Source organism: Variovorax sp. PEI5 (assembly GCF_056679935.1).
Genome location: NZ_JBWXPH010000003.1, coordinates 226326 through 244718 on the forward strand (window position 1 = coordinate 226326; position 18393 = coordinate 244718).

General features: G+C 71.8%; 13 protein-coding genes. 3 read left to right on the forward strand and 10 right to left on the reverse strand.

Translation table 11 applies throughout. From position 1 onward, the window contains the following. Positions 1 to 68: 68 nt before the first annotated feature. The 7 genes from AC1MLT_RS20525 to AC1MLT_RS20555 all read right to left on the reverse strand — a co-directional run bounded on the left by AC1MLT_RS20525 (position 69) and on the right by AC1MLT_RS20555 (position 11296). On the reverse strand, positions 69 to 2621 hold the full coding sequence (locus AC1MLT_RS20525; protein WP_481036103.1) for a response regulator: 2553 nt from the start codon (positions 2619 to 2621) through the stop codon (positions 69 to 71). Then, positions 2614 to 3072 carry a response regulator gene (locus AC1MLT_RS20530; protein WP_481036104.1) on the reverse strand — a complete coding sequence of 153 codons (459 nt, stop codon included), beginning with the start codon at positions 3070 to 3072 and terminating at the stop codon, positions 2614 to 2616. Before AC1MLT_RS20530 ends, AC1MLT_RS20525 begins: the two co-directional genes overlap by 8 nt. Next, positions 3065 to 5305 carry an ATP-binding protein gene (locus AC1MLT_RS20535; protein ID WP_481036106.1) on the reverse strand — a complete coding sequence of 747 codons (2241 nt, stop codon included), beginning with the start codon at positions 5303 to 5305 and terminating at the stop codon, positions 3065 to 3067. The genes AC1MLT_RS20530 and AC1MLT_RS20535 overlap by 8 nt, the downstream gene beginning before the upstream one ends. A gap of 122 nt (positions 5306 to 5427) precedes the next feature. Continuing rightward, positions 5428 to 5883: a Cu(I)-responsive transcriptional regulator gene (cueR, locus tag AC1MLT_RS20540; RefSeq protein ID WP_481036108.1), complete on the reverse strand. Its 456-nt coding sequence runs from the start codon at positions 5881 to 5883 to the stop codon at positions 5428 to 5430. Then, entirely contained in the window at positions 5880 to 8225 is a 2346-nt protein-coding gene (locus AC1MLT_RS20545; RefSeq protein ID WP_481036109.1) for a heavy metal translocating P-type ATPase, read from the reverse strand. The genes cueR and AC1MLT_RS20545 overlap by 4 nt, the downstream gene beginning before the upstream one ends. An 89-nt stretch (positions 8226 to 8314) precedes the next feature. Beyond that, positions 8315 to 10291 (reverse strand): putative bifunctional diguanylate cyclase/phosphodiesterase, encoded by a 1977-nt coding sequence (locus AC1MLT_RS20550; protein ID WP_481036111.1) that lies wholly within the window; start codon positions 10289 to 10291, stop codon positions 8315 to 8317. A gap of 141 nt (positions 10292 to 10432) precedes the next feature. Continuing rightward, the gene (locus tag AC1MLT_RS20555; protein ID WP_481036113.1) at positions 10433 to 11296 is read right to left on the reverse strand and encodes an SDR family oxidoreductase; all 864 of its coding nucleotides are present in this window, start codon (positions 11294 to 11296) and stop codon (positions 10433 to 10435) included. A 258-nt stretch (positions 11297 to 11554) separates the two neighbouring features. Between AC1MLT_RS20555 and treF the strand changes: the two genes are divergently transcribed. From treF to AC1MLT_RS20570, 3 genes are read left to right on the forward strand one after another with little or no spacing between them, the layout of a single operon-like run. After that, on the forward strand, positions 11555 to 13207 hold the full coding sequence (gene treF, locus AC1MLT_RS20560) for an alpha,alpha-trehalase TreF (RefSeq protein WP_481036114.1): 1653 nt from the start codon (positions 11555 to 11557) through the stop codon (positions 13205 to 13207). After that, positions 13204 to 14052 (forward strand): PA4780 family RIO1-like protein kinase, encoded by an 849-nt coding sequence (locus AC1MLT_RS20565; protein WP_481036115.1) that lies wholly within the window; start codon positions 13204 to 13206, stop codon positions 14050 to 14052. The genes treF and AC1MLT_RS20565 overlap by 4 nt, the downstream gene beginning before the upstream one ends. 14 nt (positions 14053 to 14066) lie before the next feature. Next, the gene (locus AC1MLT_RS20570; protein ID WP_481036117.1) at positions 14067 to 14402 is read left to right on the forward strand and encodes a DUF1090 family protein; all 336 of its coding nucleotides are present in this window, start codon (positions 14067 to 14069) and stop codon (positions 14400 to 14402) included. An 87-nt stretch (positions 14403 to 14489) separates the two neighbouring features. Here the strand turns inward: AC1MLT_RS20570 and AC1MLT_RS20575 are convergent, their stop codons facing one another. The 3 genes from AC1MLT_RS20575 to AC1MLT_RS20585 are packed head-to-tail and all read right to left on the reverse strand — an operon-like array spanning position 14490 to position 18333. Next, the gene (locus tag AC1MLT_RS20575; RefSeq protein WP_481036118.1) at positions 14490 to 16778 is read right to left on the reverse strand and encodes a xanthine dehydrogenase family protein molybdopterin-binding subunit; all 2289 of its coding nucleotides are present in this window, start codon (positions 16776 to 16778) and stop codon (positions 14490 to 14492) included. Continuing rightward, complete coding sequence (locus AC1MLT_RS20580) at positions 16778 to 17794, reverse strand: FAD binding domain-containing protein (protein WP_481036120.1); 1017 nt, start codon at positions 17792 to 17794, stop codon at positions 16778 to 16780. Before AC1MLT_RS20580 ends, AC1MLT_RS20575 begins: the two co-directional genes overlap by 1 nt. Further along, positions 17791 to 18333, reverse strand: a complete 543-nt coding sequence (locus AC1MLT_RS20585) for a (2Fe-2S)-binding protein (RefSeq protein ID WP_481036121.1) — start codon at positions 18331 to 18333, stop codon at positions 17791 to 17793. The genes AC1MLT_RS20580 and AC1MLT_RS20585 overlap by 4 nt, the downstream gene beginning before the upstream one ends. Positions 18334 to 18393 lie beyond the last annotated feature (60 nt).

Here is an 18393-nt window from a genome sequence, read left to right on the forward strand (position 1 = left end):
TCGAATCGGTGATCTGTAGTCGAAACCCCGATTGAAAGCCACAACGGCGGCGCCCGACGTAGGAAGATTCAGTCGCTCTCGATGAGATCCTTGACGCGACGCGCCAGCACGTCCATGTCGAAGGGCTTGGTCATGACATGCATGCCGGGGTCCAGGTGGCCATGGCTGAGGACCGCGTTCTCGGCGTAACCGGTGATGAACAGCACGCGCAGGCCGGGGCGCACGCCCCGCGCGGCATCCGCCACCTGGCGCCCGTTCATGCCGCCGGGCAGGCCGACATCGGTCACCAGCAGGTCGATGCGCGCGTCGGAGCGCAGGTGCCGCAACGCCTCGGCACCGTCGCCGGCTTCCAGGGTGGCATAGCCCAGGTCCTGCATGACCTCGACGATCAGCATGCGCAAGGCCGGTTCGTCGTCGACCACCAGCACGGTCTGGCCGCGATCGGCGCGCGGCGCGTCGGCCAGCGGCCGGGCGAGGTCGACTGGCGAGGCGACGGCGGCATGCCGCGGCAGGTAGATGCAGACCATCGTGCCCTGCCCGACCTCGGAATAGATCCGCACCAGCCCGCCGGACTGCTTGGCGAAACCATAGATCATCGACAGCCCGAGCCCGGTGCCCATGCCGATCGGCTTGGTGGTGAAGAACGGGTCGAAGGCGCGCGCCGCGACCTCGGGCGTCATGCCCACCCCATCGTCGCTGACGCTCAGCGAGACGTACTGGCCGGGTTCGAGCTCGCGCTCGCGCGCGGTGCGCTGGTCGATCCAGCGGTTGGCAGTCTCGATCACCAGGCGCCCGCCGCCGGGCATGGCGTCGCGCGCGTTGATGCACAGGTTGAGCAGCGCGTTCTCCAGCTGGCTGGGATCGGCCAGCACGTTCCACAGGCCGACCGCCGCCACCGTCTCGAGCTGGATCTCCGGGCCGATCGTGCGCCGCAGCAGGTCCTCCATGCCGGCCACCAGCCGGTTGACGTCGAGCGCCTTGGGCTCCAGGGTCTGCCGGCGCGAGAACGCCAGCAGCCGATGGGTGAGCGCCGCCGCCCGCTGCGCCGCGCCCTGGGCGACGCCGATGTAGCGCTCGATCTCGGCCGTCTGGCCGGCCGCGTGGCGGCGCCGCATCAGCTCCAGGCTGCCGCTGATGGCGGCCAGCAGGTTGTTGAAGTCGTGGGCCAGTCCGCCGGTCAGCTGGCCCACGGCCTCGAGCTTCTGGCTCTGGCGCAGCTGCTCCTTGGCGGCCTCGAGTTCGGCCTCGCGCTCCTTCTCCTCGGTGATGTCGCGCGCGGCGGTGTACATCAGGCCGCGGTCGGGCACCGCCGTCCAGGCCAGCCAGCGATAGGCGCCGCTCTTGGCGCGATAGCGGTTGACGAAGCGCTGGGTGCGCTGACCCTGCGCCAGGCGCTGCAGTTCCTCGTCGGTCGCGGCCAGGTCGTCGGGATGGACCAGATCGCGGAAGGGCGTGCGGCGGATCTCGTCGCTGCTCCAGCCCAGCACGGCCTCCCAGGCCGGATTCACGCTCTCGAAGAAGCCATGCGGATTGGCCACGCCCAGCAGGTCCTGGTTGAGCTTCCAGGTCCGGTCGCGCTCGTAGGTGCGCTCCTCGACCTGGCGCTCCAGCGAGGCGGCGAAGCGGGCCAGTTCGATCTGCGCCGTGCGGCGGGCGATGGCCGCGCGCACCCGCTCGCCGATCTCGCGGATGAAGGCCAGGTCCTCGGCCGGCCAGCCGCGCACCGTGCCGTGGTTGGCATAGAGCAGGCCGACCACGCCACCCTTCTCGATCAGGGGCATGTTGACGGTGGCGCGGGCCTGGATCGCCACCAGCGCATCGGCATTGGCGGCCGTGCGGGCATCGACGAAGGCATCGCCGAAGGCCACCGTCACGCCCCGGCGCAGGTCGTCGATGTAGGAGCCGTAGTCGCGGAAATGCAGCACGCCCGCCAGACTCGGCACGCCCGGCGCGGTCCAGTCGCGCTCGATGGTGATGGTCTCGGCGGTGGTGTCGACGATGCCGTAGCCGGCGCGGTCGACCTGCAGCTGGCGCCCCAGGATCTCGGCGGCGGCATAGGCCAGCTCCCCGGGATCGTCCAGGTCGCGGATGCGGTCGCTCAGTTCGACCAGCGCCATGCGCCGCGACTCGACCCGCGTGAAGGCGTCGTCGGCCTCGCGCAGGCGGCTCTCGGCGGCGCGCCGGGCGGCCAGTTCCGCCGCCTCGCGCAAGGCGCGGTCGAGCACCACCGGCAGGCGCGCCATGCGGCTCTTGCTGACATAGTCGGTGGCGCCGCGCTTGAGCAGCTCGACCGCGTTGTCCTCGCCGATCACGCCCGAGACGAAGACGAACGGCACCTCGGGGCGCAGGGTGCGCGCGAAGTCCAGCGCCTGGGCGCCGGAGAAGCCCGGCAGCTCGACATCCGACAGGATCAGGTCGAACGGCTGCGTCGACAAGGCGTCGACGAAGCCGTCCTCGTCGCGCACCAGCGTCGTCGCCGCGTGCGGATAGACCTTCTTCAAGGCCTCCAGCACCAGTTCGGCATCGAAGCGCGAGTCCTCCAGCAGCAGCACGCGCAGGGACTGCGGCGGGGCCGGCGACACCGGCCGATGGTCGGGGTTGGCGTCCGGCCGGCTACTCATTGCGTCGCGCGGTCTTGAGCGAGCCGGGTGGCGGCTCGTTGAGCACGGCCCAGAACACGCCCAGTTCGGAGATGGCGGAGACGAAGCGGTCGAACGCCACCGGCTTCACGACATAGGCATTGACGCCCAGCTGGTAGCTGCGCAGCACGTCCGACTCCTCCTGCGAGGAGGTCAGCATCACGACCGGCACGCTGCGCAGCGACGGGTTGGCCTTGATCGCCTCCAGCACCTCCAGCCCGGTGACCTTGGGCAGTTTCAGGTCGAGCAGGATGACGGCCGGGTTGCCCTCCTCCCGGTCGGCGTGGTCGCCCTCGCGCAGCAGGTAGTCCAGCGCCTGGGCGCCGTCGCGCAAGGCCACCACCTCGTTGGCCAGCTGGCTGCGTTCCAGGGCGATCAGGGTCAGTTCGAGGTCGCGCTTGTCGTCCTCGACCAGCAGGATGGGTTTAAGCATGAGTTGTTCCTCCTCCTTCGACGGCGGACCCTTCGAGGGCCGTCCGGCGGGGCAGCACGAAGCCGAAGCACGCCCCGATCTTGATTTCTCCACGGCCCCAGACGGTGCCCCCATGGCGCTCCACGATGCGCCGCACGTTGGCCAGGCCGATGCCGGTGCCTTCGAACTCCTCGGCCGCGTGCAGGCGCTGGAAGACGCCGAACAGCTTGCCGACGTACTTCATCTGGAAGCCGACGCCGTTGTCCTCGATCTCCAGGCCGTCGCCATCGTCGCGCCGCACGGCACGCACCGCGATGCGCGCCGGCTGGCTGGCGCGCGAGTACTTGACCGCATTCTCGAGCAGGTTGCGCACCGCGATCTGCAGCAGCAACGGATCGGCCTGCAGCACCGGCAGGTCGGGCGCGATCGACCAGACGATCTCGCGCCCGGGCTCCATCCGCGTGAGTTCGGCGGCCAGGTCCTCGACCAGCGCGGCGGTCTCGGTGGCGCGGATCTTGAGGGCGGCGCGGCCCATGCGCGAGAAGTCGAGCAGGCCGTCGACCAGCTGGCCGGCGAAGGCGGAAGCCTCCTTGGCGTGCGCCAGGTAGCGCAGCGCGCGCTCGCCGAGGCGCGCGCCCTCGCTCTCCACCACCAGGTCGACATAGCCGGCGATGTGGCGCATCGGCGCGCGCAGGTCGTGCGAGACGGTATAGGAGAAGGCTTCGAGTTCCTTGTTGACGCGCCCGAGCTCGGCGGCGACCTGGGCCATCTCCTCGGCGCGCCGCAGCACGATGCCGATCAGCGCCTGGCGCAGTTCGGCGGCGGCGCCGAGCTGGGCCCCGGTCCAGGGCGCGGCGCGGCCCCGGATGGTCTCGACCCAGCTGTCGAAGCTGCGGCGCGGATGGATGCGGCCGTCGCCGGCGGCGGCATCGGCCTTGCGCGGATCGCCGGCCCAGGTGATGGTCTGCAGCAATTCCGGGCGGAACCACAGCACCAGATGCCGGTGGACCTGGGAGATCGAGATCGCCAGCACGCCGGCCGCGACCCGCCGCAGGTCCGGCGCGGCCGGCAGCCCGTCAGCCAGGGTGGCGGTCGCGTGGACGTCGTGGTGGAGCCCGCCGATCCAGTCGGCGATCAGCCGGATGTCGGCGGGCGCGGGCACGTCGCCGACGGTCCACAGCTGGTCGTCCAGCACCACGGCGGCGCCGGTGGCGCCGGCGAGCTCCAGCATCGGCGCCGGGGGCTCGACCAGCCGCGCCAGCGTGGCGTCGCTGTCGGAGAGCCGAGCGACGATGGCCATGGTGAGGCGCCGCAGCTCCAGCCGCTCGGCGACCGATCGATTGGCCTCCAGCGCCTGGATCTGCAGCGCCAGCAGCTGGCCCAGGTGCTCGCAGGCCAGGCGGGACGCCGGCGCCAGGCTGCGTGGATCGTGGTCGTGGCAGGAGATCAGGCCCCAGAGCCGGCCCTCGATCACGATCGACACCGACATCGAGGCCAGCGTGCCCATGTTGCGCATGTATTCCAGGTGCACCGGCGAGACGCTGCGCAGCTGCGCCTGCGACAGGTCGATGCGGCGCACCGCGGCCGCGTCGATCCCGGGCCGGCCGGGCGCGGCGACCAGCGGCACCGGGTCGTAGCGCGCATCGGCGATCAGCCGGAACGGATTGAGCACATACAGCTCGCGCGCCTGGCGCGGGATGTCGCCGGCCGGGAAGTGGTGGCCGGCATAGCTCGTGTAGCCGGGATCGCAGCGCTCGGCCAGCACCTCGCCGTCGCCATCGGCGTCGAAGCGATACACCAGGCAGCGGCCGAAGCCGCTCAGATGCTTCATCTCGCTGGCGACCAGGTCGGTCAGTGCCACCAGCGAGCCGGCGCCCTGCAGGCGCGGCAGGAACACCCGCGTGAGCGAATAGATCGGCGCCTCGCCGGCCGGAGGTTCCGGCGGTGCCTCCTCGTATTCCAGCAGCAGGTGCGCGCCGCTGCGGTGGGCCGACAGGGCCCAGGACCGGTCGCCGAGCCGCACCGCACCGAGCAGCGTCGGCGCCCGGCCATCGACCAGGTCCGCCAGCATCGCGCGCGGCAGCTCGGCCAGCGCGCCGGACAGCTCGTCCGCCGGCCAGTTCGCGCTGTGGGCGAGCGGCATCGAGCCATCCGCCGGATCGGCGGCGAGCACCAGCATCCGGCCATGCGGCTGGATGGCGCCGGGGACGCGGATCGGTTCGAGGTCGCAGGCCGTCAGGTCGGCGACGGACACTGGCGAGGCGGCGTGTTCAGGCGATGGATGGAGCAGCGTCGGCACGGTCGGGGCCGCCCCGGCGACGGGGTCGCGGGACAGGCAAGAAAAGTCTCGGATGATGCCAGTTTCGCGGCTTCCCCTCACGCCCGCGGGACACCGCCGGAATGGTCACGCGGCACGCCTTCGAGCTCCTCCAGGATCGGGCAGTCGGGCCGGCCGTCGCCATGGCAGCATGCCACCAGCTGCTCCAGCGTGCGACGCATCGTCGTCAGCTCGGCGATCTTGCGCTCCAGCTCCTCGACGTGCCGGCTGGCGATGCGGCGCACGCTGGCGCTGGCGCGCGCGCGGTCCTGCCAGAGCCGCAGCAGCTCGGCGATCTCGGCCATCGAGAAGCCCAGGTCGCGGGCGCGGCGGATGAAGCGCAGGGTGTGCACCTCGCGGTCGGTGTAGAGGCGGTAGCCGGCCTCGGTGCGGTCCACCGCCGGCAGCAGGCCCAGGGCCTCGTAGTGCCGCACCATCTTGGCCGACACGCCCGAGCGCGCGGCGGCGATGCCGATGTTGAAGCGGGCGCCGCCCGGGTCGCCGTCGGTCGTCACGTGCGGGTTCCCTTCCAGCGCCGCAGCCACAGCGCGTTGGTCACCACGCTGACGCTGCTGAAGGCCATGGCGGCACCGGCGAGCATGGGGTCGAGCAGGCCCAGTGCGGCCAGCGGCAGTCCCACCACGTTGTAGACGAAGGCCCAGAACAGGTTCTGCCGGATCTTGGCGCGCGTGCGGCGCGCGATGTCGATGGCATCGGCCACCAGTGCCGGGTTGCCGCGCATCAGCGTCACGCCGGCGGCCTGCATGGCGACCTCGGTGCCGGTGGACATCGCGATGCCGACATCGGCCGCCGCCAGCGCCGGGGCGTCGTTGATGCCATCGCCCACCATCGCCACGGTATGGCCGCCGGCGCGCAGCCGCTCGACCAGCGCCGCCTTGTCGGCCGGCAGCACCTCGGCGTGGACCTCGTCGATGCCCAGCGCGCGCGCCACGGCATGGGCGCTGCCGGCGTTGTCGCCGCTGACCAGCACAGTGCGCACGCCCTGGGCCCGCAAGGCCTCGACGGCGACGCGCGCGGTCGGCTTCAGGCTGTCGCCGAACGCCAGCAGGCCGCGCAGGCGCGGCACGGCGCCACCGGCGACCGGCACCTCGGCGAGCCAGGACACCGTGCGACCCTCGGCCTCCAGCGCCGCCGCGCGCGCCGCCAGCGGCGCCAGGTCGATGCCCGACTCGCGCATCCAGCGCGTGCTGCCCAGCCGCAACGGGCGCCCCCCCACCTCCGCCGCCACGCCGCGTCCGGGCACGGCGCGCGCATCCGTGGCCGGTGCCGCCGCTGCCGCCTCGGTCCGCGCCGCCTCCAGCACCGCGCGGGCCAGCGGGTGCGCGCTGCCGGCCTGGAGCGCGGCCGCGTCCGCCAGCAGGCCCGGCCGGTCGCCATCGGCGGCCTCGGCCGCCACCAGCACGGCCCGGCCCTCGGTCAGGGTGCCGGTCTTGTCGAAGGCGACGACATCGACGCGATGCGCCACCTCCAGCGCCTCGGCGTCCTTGATCAGGATGCCGCGCCGCGCGGCCGCCCCGGTGCCGGCCATGATCGCCGTCGGGGTCGCCAGGCCCAGCGCGCACGGGCAGGCGATGACCAGCACCGCCGCCGCGTTGAGGATCGCGCGCGACCAGTCGCCGGTGGCCAGCCCCCAGCCGAGCAAGGTCAGCACGGCGATGCCGACCACGACCGGCACGAAAACCGCGCTGACGCGATCGACCAGGCGCTGGATCGGCGCCTTCTTGGCCTGCGCCGATTCGACCAGCCGCACGATGCGCGCCAGGGTCGACTCGGCGCCCAGGGCGGTGGTGCGCACCCGCAGCAGGCCGTCGGCATTGACCGCGCCGCCGGTGACGGCATCGCCGACGCCACGCGCCACAGGCAGGCTCTCGCCGGTGATCAGCGACTCGTCGACGTGGCTGGCGCCCTCGACGACCACGCCGTCGACCGGCACGCGATCGCCGGGCCGCACCACGACGACGTCGCCGACCACGACCCGGGCCAGCGGCAGCTCGACCTCGATGCCATCGCGCCGCACGCGGGCGGTCTCCGGCCGCAGGGCGTTCAGCGCGCGGATGGCGGCGGTGGTCTGGTGCTTGGCCCGGGTCTCCAGCCACTTGCCCAGCAGCACCAGCGTGACGACGACGGCGGAGGCCTCGAAGTACAGGTGCGGCGTGGCGCCATGGCCGGCCCCGGCGGACGCGTGTCCGGCGGCGGCGAGGAGCTGGTACACGCTCAGGCCATAGGCCGCCGAGGTGCCCAGCGCGACCAGCAGGTCCATGTTGCCGGCGCGCGCCTTCAGGGCCGACCAGGCGCCGCGATAGAAGCGCGCGCCGAGGCCGAACTGCACCGGTGTCGCCAGCGCCAGCTGCCAGAGGCCGGGCAGCGCCCAGTCGGCGCCCAGGAGCATGCCGAACATCGGCGCCACCAGAGGCAGCGACAGCAGTGCCGAGACCACGATCGGCCACGCCGCCGGTCGCGCGCGCGCCACGGCGGGCGCGCGACCGGCGGTGTCGGCGGCGGCGGCGCCGAGGTCATCGCCATCGCCCGCCCCGGAGCCCGCTGGTGACGGCGCCTCGATCACCGCATAGCCGGCCTTGCGCACCGCCGCATGCAGCGCCTCGGCGCCGACGCCGGCCTCGGCGCGGACCGTCGCCACCTCGGTCGCCAGGTTGACGCCCGCCTCGACGACGCCCGGCACGCCGCGCAATGCCTTCTCGACCCGGCCGGCGCAGGCCGCGCAGCTCATGCCATCGATCGGCAGGCTCCATTCGGTCGCCGGCCCGGTGGGGACGGCGACGCTCGTGGCGCCGGCGGGGGAGCCGGCCGTGCCGGAGGGGAGGATGGCGGTGTTCATGCGATACGTCCTGGTCCCGCACATGCGGGCATGCGACGCAGTCTCAACCCTCCCATGATGGAAAGGTCAAGGCATCCACCCGCGCCGCGTCAGGCGGTCGCGGTCCGCCGGCGCGCGGCCCAGGCCACGACCTCCGGCAGCGGCGCCGGCCGGGCGAAGTGGTAGCCCTGTCCGAGCCGGCAGCCGAGGGTGCGCAGCACGTCGAGTTCGTCGACCGTCTCGATGCCCTCGGCCACCACCTCGATGTCGAGCGCGCGGCCCAGCTGCACGATGGCATTGACCAGCACCCGGTTGCCCGACGAGCCGCCCAGCCCGGCGACGAAGCTGCGGTCGATCTTGACCTGCCGCACATAGTGGTCGCGCAGCGAGGCGAGCGAGGAATAGCCGACGCCGAAATCGTCCACCACGATCGTCACGCCACCCGCCGCCAGCGCGTTCAGGCAGCCGCGCGCGGCCGGGGTGTCGAGCGCGATCTCCTCGGTGATCTCGATCTTCAGGCGCCGCGCGGCGATGCCCTCGCGCTCGAGCGAGCCGAGCACCAGGCGATCGACCGCCAGCTGGGCCATCTCGCGCGGCGAGACGTTCAGCGCGATCGGCACCGCCGCCAGGTCGCCGCCCACGGCGTCGAGCTCGCGCAACGCCGCGCAGACCTCCTCCACGATGTAGCGCAGCAGGGCCTCGGCCAGCCCGGTGCCGGCGGCGGCGAAGATCACCTGCTCGGGCGGCATGCGGCCGTGGCGCGGGTGATCCCAGCGCAGCAGGGCCTCCAGGCTGTGGACACGCAGGGTGTCGAGCGAGACGATCGGCTGGTACCAGAGCCGGATGGCGCGCGCCGCCATGGCGTCCTGCAGGTCGCGCTCGATGTCGCGGCGCACCGCCAGCCGCTTGTTGAGCGCGTCGTCGACGATCCGGCAGCGGTTGCGCCCGGCCCGCTTGGCCTCGTAGAGGGCCTCGTCGGCCAGGCTGATCATGTGGACGACGTCGGCATCGCGGCTGATGGCGATGCCCACGCTCATGCCCATGTGGCCGCCGCTGGAGGCCATGGCCCCGGGCAGCGAGGCGATCAGCGACTGCGCCAGCGCCGCCGGCGCCTGGGCCCGGTCCTCGTCGTGGTCGCAGAAGACCACGAACTCGTCGCCGCCCCAGCGTCCGACGGTGGCCTGCAGGCCATCGAGCTCGCGCTCCAGCCACCGCGCCACGTCCTGCAGCACATGGTCGCCGGCCTGGTGACCGAAGGCGTCGTTGACGCCCTTGAAGCCATCGAGGTCGAACAGGAACAGGCAGTGCGCCCGGCCGGGCCGCTCGCCGATGCGGCGCGTCGCCGCCTGGGTGAAGCCCTCGCGGTTGAGCAGGCCGGTGAGCGCATCGTGCGAGGCCCGCACCGCCAGGCGCCGGGTCGACTTCTGCAGCGCGTCGTGGGCCTCGCCGAGCTGCGCCGCCATGGCGGTGGCCTCGTTCTTCAGGCGGCAGCCCGAACGGATGCCGCGCTCGCTCTGCATCGCGGCCCGCACCAGTCCGGTGTAGTACACCACCACCATCGCCGCCAGGCAGCTCCGGTCGAAGCCGCCCGCCACCGTCAGGCAGACCGCCGTCGTCAGCAGAGGCGGCGTGATGAAGCCGATCGGCACCGCCGCGTAGGCGATGCCATAGCTCACGGCGCCGGCGCAGATGCCGCACACCACCACCAGATAGAACAGCGTCTGGTCCGAGGTGTAGCCGGCGCACAGCCACGGCACCAGCGCCCAGACGCCGCCCGAGGCCACCGCCGCCACCACCATCCGCCGCAGCTGCCGCTCCACGCCCGATGCCGAATCCTCGAACGATTGCCGGCACAGCATCCGGCGCAGCAGGTTGGCCACCAGCGAGAGCACGAACCAGAGCACGCCCTGGACGATCAGCCCGCCATGGATCGCCACCAGCATCGCCGTGACGCCGAGCACCAGGTTGATCGGGATCGCCGATTGCACGGTGCGCCGCAGCATGACCAGCTGGTCGCGTCGCACCATGCGCGACAGCAGCGTCTGATCGATGGCGGCGAGGGGCTGGGGCGGCGGGCTGGTGTTCATGGCGGGGACGGGGCGATGCGAGCCGGGTCCGGCCGTCGATCCGGCAAGAGGATACGGAGCTTCCCGCGCGCCGAAATCCCGAACAGGCCAGGAATCCCGCCACTTCTTTAGCGTTCGGCGCCCTGGCCCGGCCCTCCGCGATCACCCGCCGTGGGCGAATTCCGGGTAGAGCGCCATGCCGCCGTCGACGAACAGCGAGCTGCCGGTCACGTAATCCGACGCATCGGAAGCCAGCCACACCGCCGCCTGGCCGATGTCGTCGGGCTCGCCGATGCGGCCATAGGGCACCAGCTTCATCAGGTCGTCATAGGCCGCCGGCGTGCGCCAGGCGTCGGTGTTGATCGGCGTGCGGATGGCGCCGGGCGCGATCGAGTTGACGCGGATGCGCCGTGGCGCCACCTCCTGCGCCAGGGTCTTCATGAGCATCATCACGCCGCCCTTGGAGGCCGCGTAGTTGGCGTGACCGGCCCATGGGATGACTTCGTGGACCGAACTCATGTGGATGATCTTGCCGGCCGCGCGCGAGACCCCCTGGTCGACGCCACGGCGCATGAACTCGCGCACCGCGGCGCGCGCGCACAGGAACTGCCCGGTCAGGTTGATGCCGATGACGGTATTCCACTGGTCGAGCGTCATCTCGTGGAACGGCGCGTCCTTCTGCAGGCCGGCGTTGCACACGACGACATGCAGCGTGCCGAAGGTCTCGACCGCCCGCGCGAACATCGCCTCGACCTCCTCCTCCCGGCTGACATCGGCCTGGACGGCGAAGGCGCGCCGGCCGCAGGCCTCGATGTCGGCCACGGCGGCGGCGGCGCCCTCGTGGTCGTGCGCGTAGTTCACCACCACGTCGGCGCCGGCGCGGGCCAGGGCCAGCGAGACCGCGCGGCCGATGCCGGAGCTGGCGCCGGTGACGAGCGCCGGCTGGCCGCGCAGCACCGGGGCCGGCGCTGCGGCCGGTGCGGGGGAGGACGAGGAATCGGGGGAGCTGACGGTGGTGGTGTTCATGGTCTGGCCTCGAACGCGAGGTCGCGGCGTTGGGAAGGGTGAGGGGTGGACTGCGCCGGCGCGCTGCACCGATGGCGTCCACATCGAGCATGCGCCGCCACGGGCGATGCCGGGTGCCAGCGTTCCCGCCCACGCGCCGCCGGACAAGACGCGGAGCGGAGCGCCGACGCGCCCGACATCCGGTCGGCGCGCCGTCCTGCCGCCACTGGCTGGCCGGTCGATCGGGCGCGAGGCGCCGCGCTGCGGCAGAGTCCCGTCATGCAGAGTCCTCCTCCCGACACCACCGCGCGGCATGCCGCCGCCGCCGCCGCGCCGCCGGCCGACACCCACTCCCCGGCCGACCGCTATGCCGAGCTGTTCGTCGCCGTCCAGCGCGCGCGCGTGTTCGACGACTCCAAGACCTTCGTCGACTGCGCCCCCCGGCGACCGCCCGAGGAGATCCTGGCGGCCTACCGGCGCGAGTGCCGGGCACCGGGTTTCGACCTGGCGGCCTTCGTCGGCGCGCATTTCCAGGCCGAACGCCCGCGCGCCCAGCACCCTGGCGAGGTCGCCCCCGGCCTGCCCTTGGAAGCCCACATCGACGCCCTGTGGGACGAGCTGACCCGGCACCCGGCGCACCATCCGCATCGCGGCTCGCTGCTGGCGCTGCCGCATGCCTACGTGGTGCCGGGCGGGCGCTTCGTGGAGATGTACTACTGGGATTCGTATTTCACGATGCTGGGCCTGTCGGCGAGCGGACGGGCCTCGCTGCTGCACGCGATGACCGACAACTTCGCCTACCTGATCGACACCCACGGCCACGTGCCCAACGGCACCCGCACCTACTACCTGAGCCGCTCGCAGCCGCCGGTCTTCGCCCTGATGGCCGAGCTGTGCGAGTCGCACCAGGGTTGCGGCGCGGCGCGCTACCTGCCGCAGATGCGGCGCGAGCATGCCTTCTGGATGGATGGCGCCGATGCGCTGGCACCGGGCGGCGCGCATCGCCGCGTGGTGGCGTTGCCCGATGGCGCCCGGCTCAATCGCTACTGGGACGATCGCGACACGCCACGCGACGAATCCTGGCGCGAGGACGTCGCCACGGCCTCGCGCAGCGACCGGCCGGCGGCGCAGGTCTGGCGCGACCTGCGGGCGGCGGCGGAGTCGGGCTGGGATTTCAGCTCGCGCTGGCTCGACGAGACGGCGCCCGGGGGTGACGAGCACGGGGGTGGCGGCGCGGCCGGGCTGGCGACGATCCGCACGACCTCGATCCTGCCGGTCGACCTCAACGCCCTGCTGCACAAGCTGGAGACCACCATCGCCCGGCTCTCGCGCGACACCGGCGACGACGCCGCCGCGCGCGAGTTCGAGCAGCGGGCCGAGGCGCGGCGCGCGGCCATGACGGCCGTCTTCTGGTGCGACGACACCGGCGCCTTCCACGACCACGACTGGACCACCGGCCAGCGCCGCCGGGGCCTGAACGCCGCCACGGTGGCGCCACTGTTCACCGGCACGGCGACGCTGGAACAGGCGCGCGCCCTGGCCGCGACCGTGCGCTCGCGCCTGCTGGCGCCGGGCGGCCTGTCGACCACCGAGATCGCCAGCGACCAGCAATGGGACCGGCCCAATGGCTGGGCGCCCCTGCAGTGGCTGGCGGTGGAGGGTTTCGAGGCCTATGGCTGCCACGACCTGGCCAACGACATCCGCGAGCGCTGGCTCGACACGGTGGAACGGGTCTACGAGCGCGAAGGCAAGCTGGTCGAGAAGTACGCCCTGCGGGGCATCGCCCGCGATGCGCCCTGCGGCGGCGGCGGTGGCGAGTACCCGCTGCAGGACGGCTTCGGATGGACCAATGGCGTGGTGCGCCACTGGCTGGAGGGGCGTGGCGCCGGTCCCGCACGGGCGGCCGCCCGAGCACCGACAATGGCGCCATGAAAGCACCCGCGCGCTTGCAGACCCTGATCGACGAAGGCCTGATCGACGAGGTGGTGCGCCAGCTCATGAGTGGCAAGGAGGCCATGGTCTACGTGGTGCGCTGCGGTGGCGAGACGCGCTGCACCAAGATCTACAAGGAAGCCACCCAGCGCAGCTTCCGCCAGGCCGTCGACTACACCGAGAACCGGCGGGTCAAGAACACCCGCCTGCAGCGCGCCATGGCCAAGGGCACGAAATTCGGCAAGCAGGCCACCGAGGCCGCCTGGCAGAGCGCCGAGGTCGATGCGCTCTATCGCCTGGCCGATGCCGGCGTGCGGGTGCCGCAACCCTACAACTTCGCCGATGGCGTGCTGCTGATGGAACTCGTCACCGATGCCGATGGCGCCGCCGCGCCCCGGCTCAACGATGTCGTCTTCACGCCCGAGGACGCACTGCGCCATCACGCCAGCCTGATCGGCGAGGTGGTGCGCATGCTGTGCGCGGGCATCGTGCATGGCGACCTGTCGGAGTTCAACGTGCTGCTCGCCGAGGACGGGCCGGTGGTGATCGACCTGCCGCAGGCGGTGGATGCCGCCGGCAACAACCATGCGCGCCGCATGCTGCTGCGCGACGTCGACAACCTGCGGGTCTTCTTCGGTCAGTTCGAGCCCCGCCTGCTGCCGACGCGCTACGGCGAGGAGATCTGGCAGCGCTACGAACGCGGCGAACTCGAACCAGGCTCGGAGCTCACCGGGCGCTTCGAGGCGCCCCGCAAGGCGGTCGACGTCGGCGGCGTGCTGCGCGAGGTCGACGACGCCCGCGCCGAGGAAGCCGCGCGGCGTCTGCGGATGGGACTCGGGCGTTGAAGGCGAGCGTCGTCATGCGACATCGCTGCGCCCATGCCCTCGCGTCCCTCGCGCTGTCGTGGGCCGGGGCTGCCGCCGCCGAGGCGGCACCGACCGCGCAGGACGCGGCCTGCCGCACCGAGGAGGCCACGCTGCAGCAGGAGATCGATGCCGCGCGCGCCCGGGGCCGCATGCTGCAGCGCCGCCAGCTCGCCGATCAGCTGGAGGCGGTGCAGATCCGCTGCGGCACCCTGCCGCCGGCGCAGAACCGCGAGGCGGTCATCGAGCGTTTGAAGTCGGACATCCTGGAATTGCGCAAGGAACTCGACCGCGCCGAGACCGAGCTGCGCAAGATCAGACAAGGCCTGTAGGACGACGCGGGCCCGGGCCACCCGTCGCGGATCGCCCGGGCCCACGCCCTCATCGAAGCGCGCCGGCGAGCGCCGGCGCGTGCCGCCTCACAGCAGCTTGTCGATCGTCACCGGCAACATGCGCTGGCGCTTGCCGGTCGCGTGGAAGATCGCGTTGGCGACCGCGCCGGCGGTGCCGACGATGCCGATCTCGCCCAGTCCCTTGACGCCCAGCGGCGTCACGTTCGGATCGGGTTCGTCGACGAAGATCACTTCGATGTCGTGGATGTCGGCGTTCACCGGCACGTGGTACTCGGCGAAGCTGTGGTTCATGACGCGTCCCAGGCGATGGTCGGTCATGCCTTCCTCGTGCAATGCCATGCCGATGCCCATCACCACGCCACCCAGGATCTGGCTGCGCGCCGTCTTGGGATTGATGATGCGGCCGGCCGCGACCGCGCAGACCACGCGCGTGACCCGCACCACGCCCAGTTCCTCGTCGACCTTGACCTCGACGAAGATCGCGCTGTGAGTGTTGCGCGCCTTGACCATCATGCTGACCATGTCGCCGACGCCGGGCTTGGCGGTCTGCTCCTCCTCCAGCACGTCCTTGCCGGTGGCGGCCATGGCCTCGGCCAGGCTGACCGAGCGCGAGGGGTCGGCCTTGACGGTGATGCGGCCGTCCTTGAACTCGACCTCGTCGAACTTGACCTTGCCCAGTGGCGCGCCCTCGATCTCCAGCGCCGCGTCGTGCAGCTTCAGGGCGATCATCCGACAGGCCAGCTGCGTCGCCGCGCCGGTCGAGGCCGCGCCCCAGGAGCCACCCTCCACCGGCGAGGCCGAGAGGTCGCTGTCGCCGAGCCGGGCGGTCACGCGCTCGAGCGGCACGCCCAGGGTCTCGGAGGCGATCTGCGCCACCACGGTGTAGGTGCCGGTGCCGATGTCCGAGCCGGCGCTGGAGACCTCCAGGTCGCCGGCCTTGGTGAAGCGTGCCTTGGCGGCGGTCTTCATGAACAGCGCGTCCCACATGCCGGTGGCCACGCCCCAGCCGACCAGGTCGCGGCCTTCCTTCATCGAACGCGGCTCGTGCGAGCGGGCCGACCAGCCGAAGCGCGCCGCACCCTCGTCGTAGGCCTCGCGCAATGCCTTCGACGTGTAGGGCTTGTCGTTCATGGCGTCGACTTCGGAGTAGTTCAGCCGGCGGAACTCGAGCGGATCGAGCTTGGCGGCATAGGCCATCTCGTCGACCGCCATCTCGAACAGCGTCATGCCGGTGGCGGCGCCGGGCGCGCGCATGTCGCCCGGCGTATAGGTGTCGACGGGCGCGATGGTGTAAGTGGCCGATGCGTTCTCGCAGGCATAGTTCATCAGCCCCCAGTTGCACACCACTTCCATGTAGTTCTCGAAGCGCGAGGTGGCGGTGGTGGCGTCGTTGATGATCGACTGCAGGCGCCCGTCCGCGTCGGTCGCCAGCGAGACCGACTGGATCGCCTCGGGCCGGTGCACATGGCTGAACATCTGCTGGCGCGTCAGCACCACCCGCACCGAACGCTCCAGCATCTTGGCCGCCAGGGTCGCCAGGTAGACGTGGTACTGCGGCCGCAGGCCCGAACCGAAAGCGCCACCGACATAGGCATTGACGACCCGCACGTCGTCCTTGGAGAAGCCGAAGATCGACGACAGGTAGCCCTGCACGTTCTGCGAACCCTGGGTCTTGTCGTACACCGTGATCTTGCCGCCGCCCTCCCACACCACGGTCGAGGCATGCATCTCCATCGGATTGTGGAAATGCGGCGTGACGCGATAGGCGCCGGTATGCTTCACGGCGGCGGCGTCGAACGCGGCCTTGGCGTCGCCGCGCGGCTTCGGCGGAATGAAGGTGCTGCGCTTCTTGGATGGCTCGAACTTCTCGCGCATGGCGGTGGCGAAGTCGGTGTTGTGCGACTCGATGTCGTACTCGACCCGCAGCAGCGCGGCGGCATCGCGCGCGGCTTCGAGCGAGTCGGCCACCACCAGCGCGATCGGCTGGGCGCTGAAGGCGATCTTGTCGTCGTAGAGCGCGCGGAACGGCGATCCGGGCACCGAGACCTCGTCCATGTAGTTGCTGTCGCGCAGCGGCAGGTGCGGCCGGTTGGCGTGGGTGATGATCTCCACCACGCCCGGCACGGCGCGGGCCCGGGTCTCGTCGAAGGCCACGATGCGGCCCTTGGCGATGTCGCTGGAGATCACCCAGCCATAGAGCAGGTCGCTCGCCGCGTATTCGGCGGCGTAGCGGGCGCGGCCGGTGACCTTGGCGAGTCCGTCGACGCGGTTGAAGGCATCGCCGATGCGCACGCTGGTGCCGGCCTCGGGCGCCTTCGTGGAGGTTGCTGTCTGGGTTGCAGTCGTCGTGTTCATCAGGCCACCCGCTTGTCGGTTTGGGATTGCGGCGTGCCATCGGCCGCCTGCTGGAGCGCGCGCACGATGGCGCGGCGTGCCAGCTCGATCTTGAATTCGTTGTCGCCGCGGCCGACGGCGCCCTGCAGCACGCGCTGCGCGGCACCGGCGAAGGCCTCGTGCGAGGGCGTCGCGCCGACCAGCGCCGCTTCGGCCTCCGGCACGCGCCACGGCTTGTGGGCCACGCCACCGAGCGCGATGCGGACCGTCTCGATGCGGCCGTCCGCGCCCAGCTTCATGGCCACCGCGACCGACACCAGCGCGAAGGCGTAGGACAGCCGGTCGCGCAGCTTCAGGTAGGTGTAGTGGGTGCCGAAGTCCTCGGCTGGCAGGTCGATGCCGGTGACCAGCTCGCCCGCCGCCAGCGTGTTGTCGCGCGTCGGATCGTCGCCCGGCAGGCGGTGGTAGTCGGCGAACGGGATGGTGCGCTCGCCATCCGGTCCCTCGACCCGCACCGTGGCCTCCAGCGCGGCCAGGGCCACGCACATGTCGGAAGGATGGGTGGCGATGCATTGCTCGCTCGATCCCAGGATGGCGTGGATACGCGTCACGCCGCCCAGCGCGCCGCAGCCCGATCCCGGCTCGCGCTTGTTGCAGGCGGTCGCGGTGTCGTAGAAGTAATAACAGCGCGTGCGCTGGTTCAGGTTGCCGCCGTTGGTGGCGCGATTGCGCAGCTGCGGGCTGGCGCCGGCCAGGATGGCGGAGGCCAGCAGCGGATAGCGCTCGGCCACGCGCGCGTCGTAGGCGGTGTCGGCATTGGTGGCCAGGGCGCCGAGGCGCAGGCCGCCGCCGTCGATGTCCTCGATGGCGGCGCAGGGCAGGCGCTGGATGTCGATCACCGAGGTCGGGCGCTCGACGTTCTCCTTCAGCAGGTCGACCAGGTTGGTGCCACCGGCCAGGAAGCGCGCGCCGGCGGCGGCGCCCAGACGCACCGCCTCGGCGCTGTCGTGGGCGCGGGCATAGTCGAAGCGGTTCATGACGTGGCTCCTTCGCGCTTGAGCACATGCATCACGGCATCGGCGATGTTGGTGTAGGCGCCGCAGCGGCACAGGTTGCCGCTCATGAGTTCGCGCACTTCCTCGCGCGTCTTGGCATGGCCTTCGCTGATCAGGCCGCGGGCCGAGCAGATCTGGCCGGGCGTGCAGTAGCCGCACTGGAAGGCGTCGTGGTCCATGAAGGCCTGCTGCAGCGGATCGAGCTCGCCGCCCTCCTCGCCACCGGCCAGGCCTTCGATGGTCCGCACCTCGGCGCCATCGGCCGAGACGGCCAGCACCAGGCAGCTGTTGACGCGCTTGCCGTCCAGCAGCACCGTGCAGGCGCCGCACTGGCCGTGGTCGCAGCCCTTCTTGGTGCCGGTCAGATGCGCTTCCTCGCGCAGCAGATCCAGCAGCGTGACCCAGGGCTCGACGCGCGTCGGATGCGCCTTGCCGTTGAGCTGGAGGGTGATCGGAAAGGTGACGTCGCGGGAGCTCTCGGGCGTCACGGCGAGGGTCGCGGGGTGAACGGTGTCGTCCATGGGGAATCCTTGTGGGGCGGGTCGTGGGGTCGTTCTGGTGCGGCAGGACAACCCGCCGTC

Excerpts from the sequence above, each read along its gene's own strand:
- AC1MLT_RS20580 (WP_481036120.1), bottom strand. The coding sequence starts at position 17,794 with ATGAACCGCTTCGACTATGCCCGCGCCCACGACAGCGCCGAGGCGGTG.
- AC1MLT_RS20555 (WP_481036113.1), bottom strand. The coding sequence starts at position 11,296 with ATGAACACCACCACCGTCAGCTCCCCCGATTCCTCGTCCTCCCCCGCA.
- AC1MLT_RS20565 (WP_481036115.1), top strand. The coding sequence starts at position 13,204 with ATGAAAGCACCCGCGCGCTTGCAGACCCTGATCGACGAAGGCCTGATC.
- AC1MLT_RS20525 (WP_481036103.1), bottom strand. The coding sequence starts at position 2,621 with ATGAGTAGCCGGCCGGACGCCAACCCCGACCATCGGCCGGTGTCGCCG.
- AC1MLT_RS20570 (WP_481036117.1), top strand. The coding sequence starts at position 14,067 with ATGCGACATCGCTGCGCCCATGCCCTCGCGTCCCTCGCGCTGTCGTGG.
- AC1MLT_RS20585 (WP_481036121.1), bottom strand. The coding sequence starts at position 18,333 with ATGGACGACACCGTTCACCCCGCGACCCTCGCCGTGACGCCCGAGAGC.
- AC1MLT_RS20545 (WP_481036109.1), bottom strand. The coding sequence starts at position 8,225 with ATGAACACCGCCATCCTCCCCTCCGGCACGGCCGGCTCCCCCGCCGGC.
- AC1MLT_RS20530 (WP_481036104.1), bottom strand. The coding sequence starts at position 3,072 with ATGCTTAAACCCATCCTGCTGGTCGAGGACGACAAGCGCGACCTCGAA.
- AC1MLT_RS20575 (WP_481036118.1), bottom strand. The coding sequence starts at position 16,778 with ATGAACACGACGACTGCAACCCAGACAGCAACCTCCACGAAGGCGCCC.
- treF (WP_481036114.1), top strand. The coding sequence starts at position 11,555 with ATGCAGAGTCCTCCTCCCGACACCACCGCGCGGCATGCCGCCGCCGCC.
- AC1MLT_RS20550 (WP_481036111.1), bottom strand. The coding sequence starts at position 10,291 with ATGAACACCAGCCCGCCGCCCCAGCCCCTCGCCGCCATCGATCAGACG.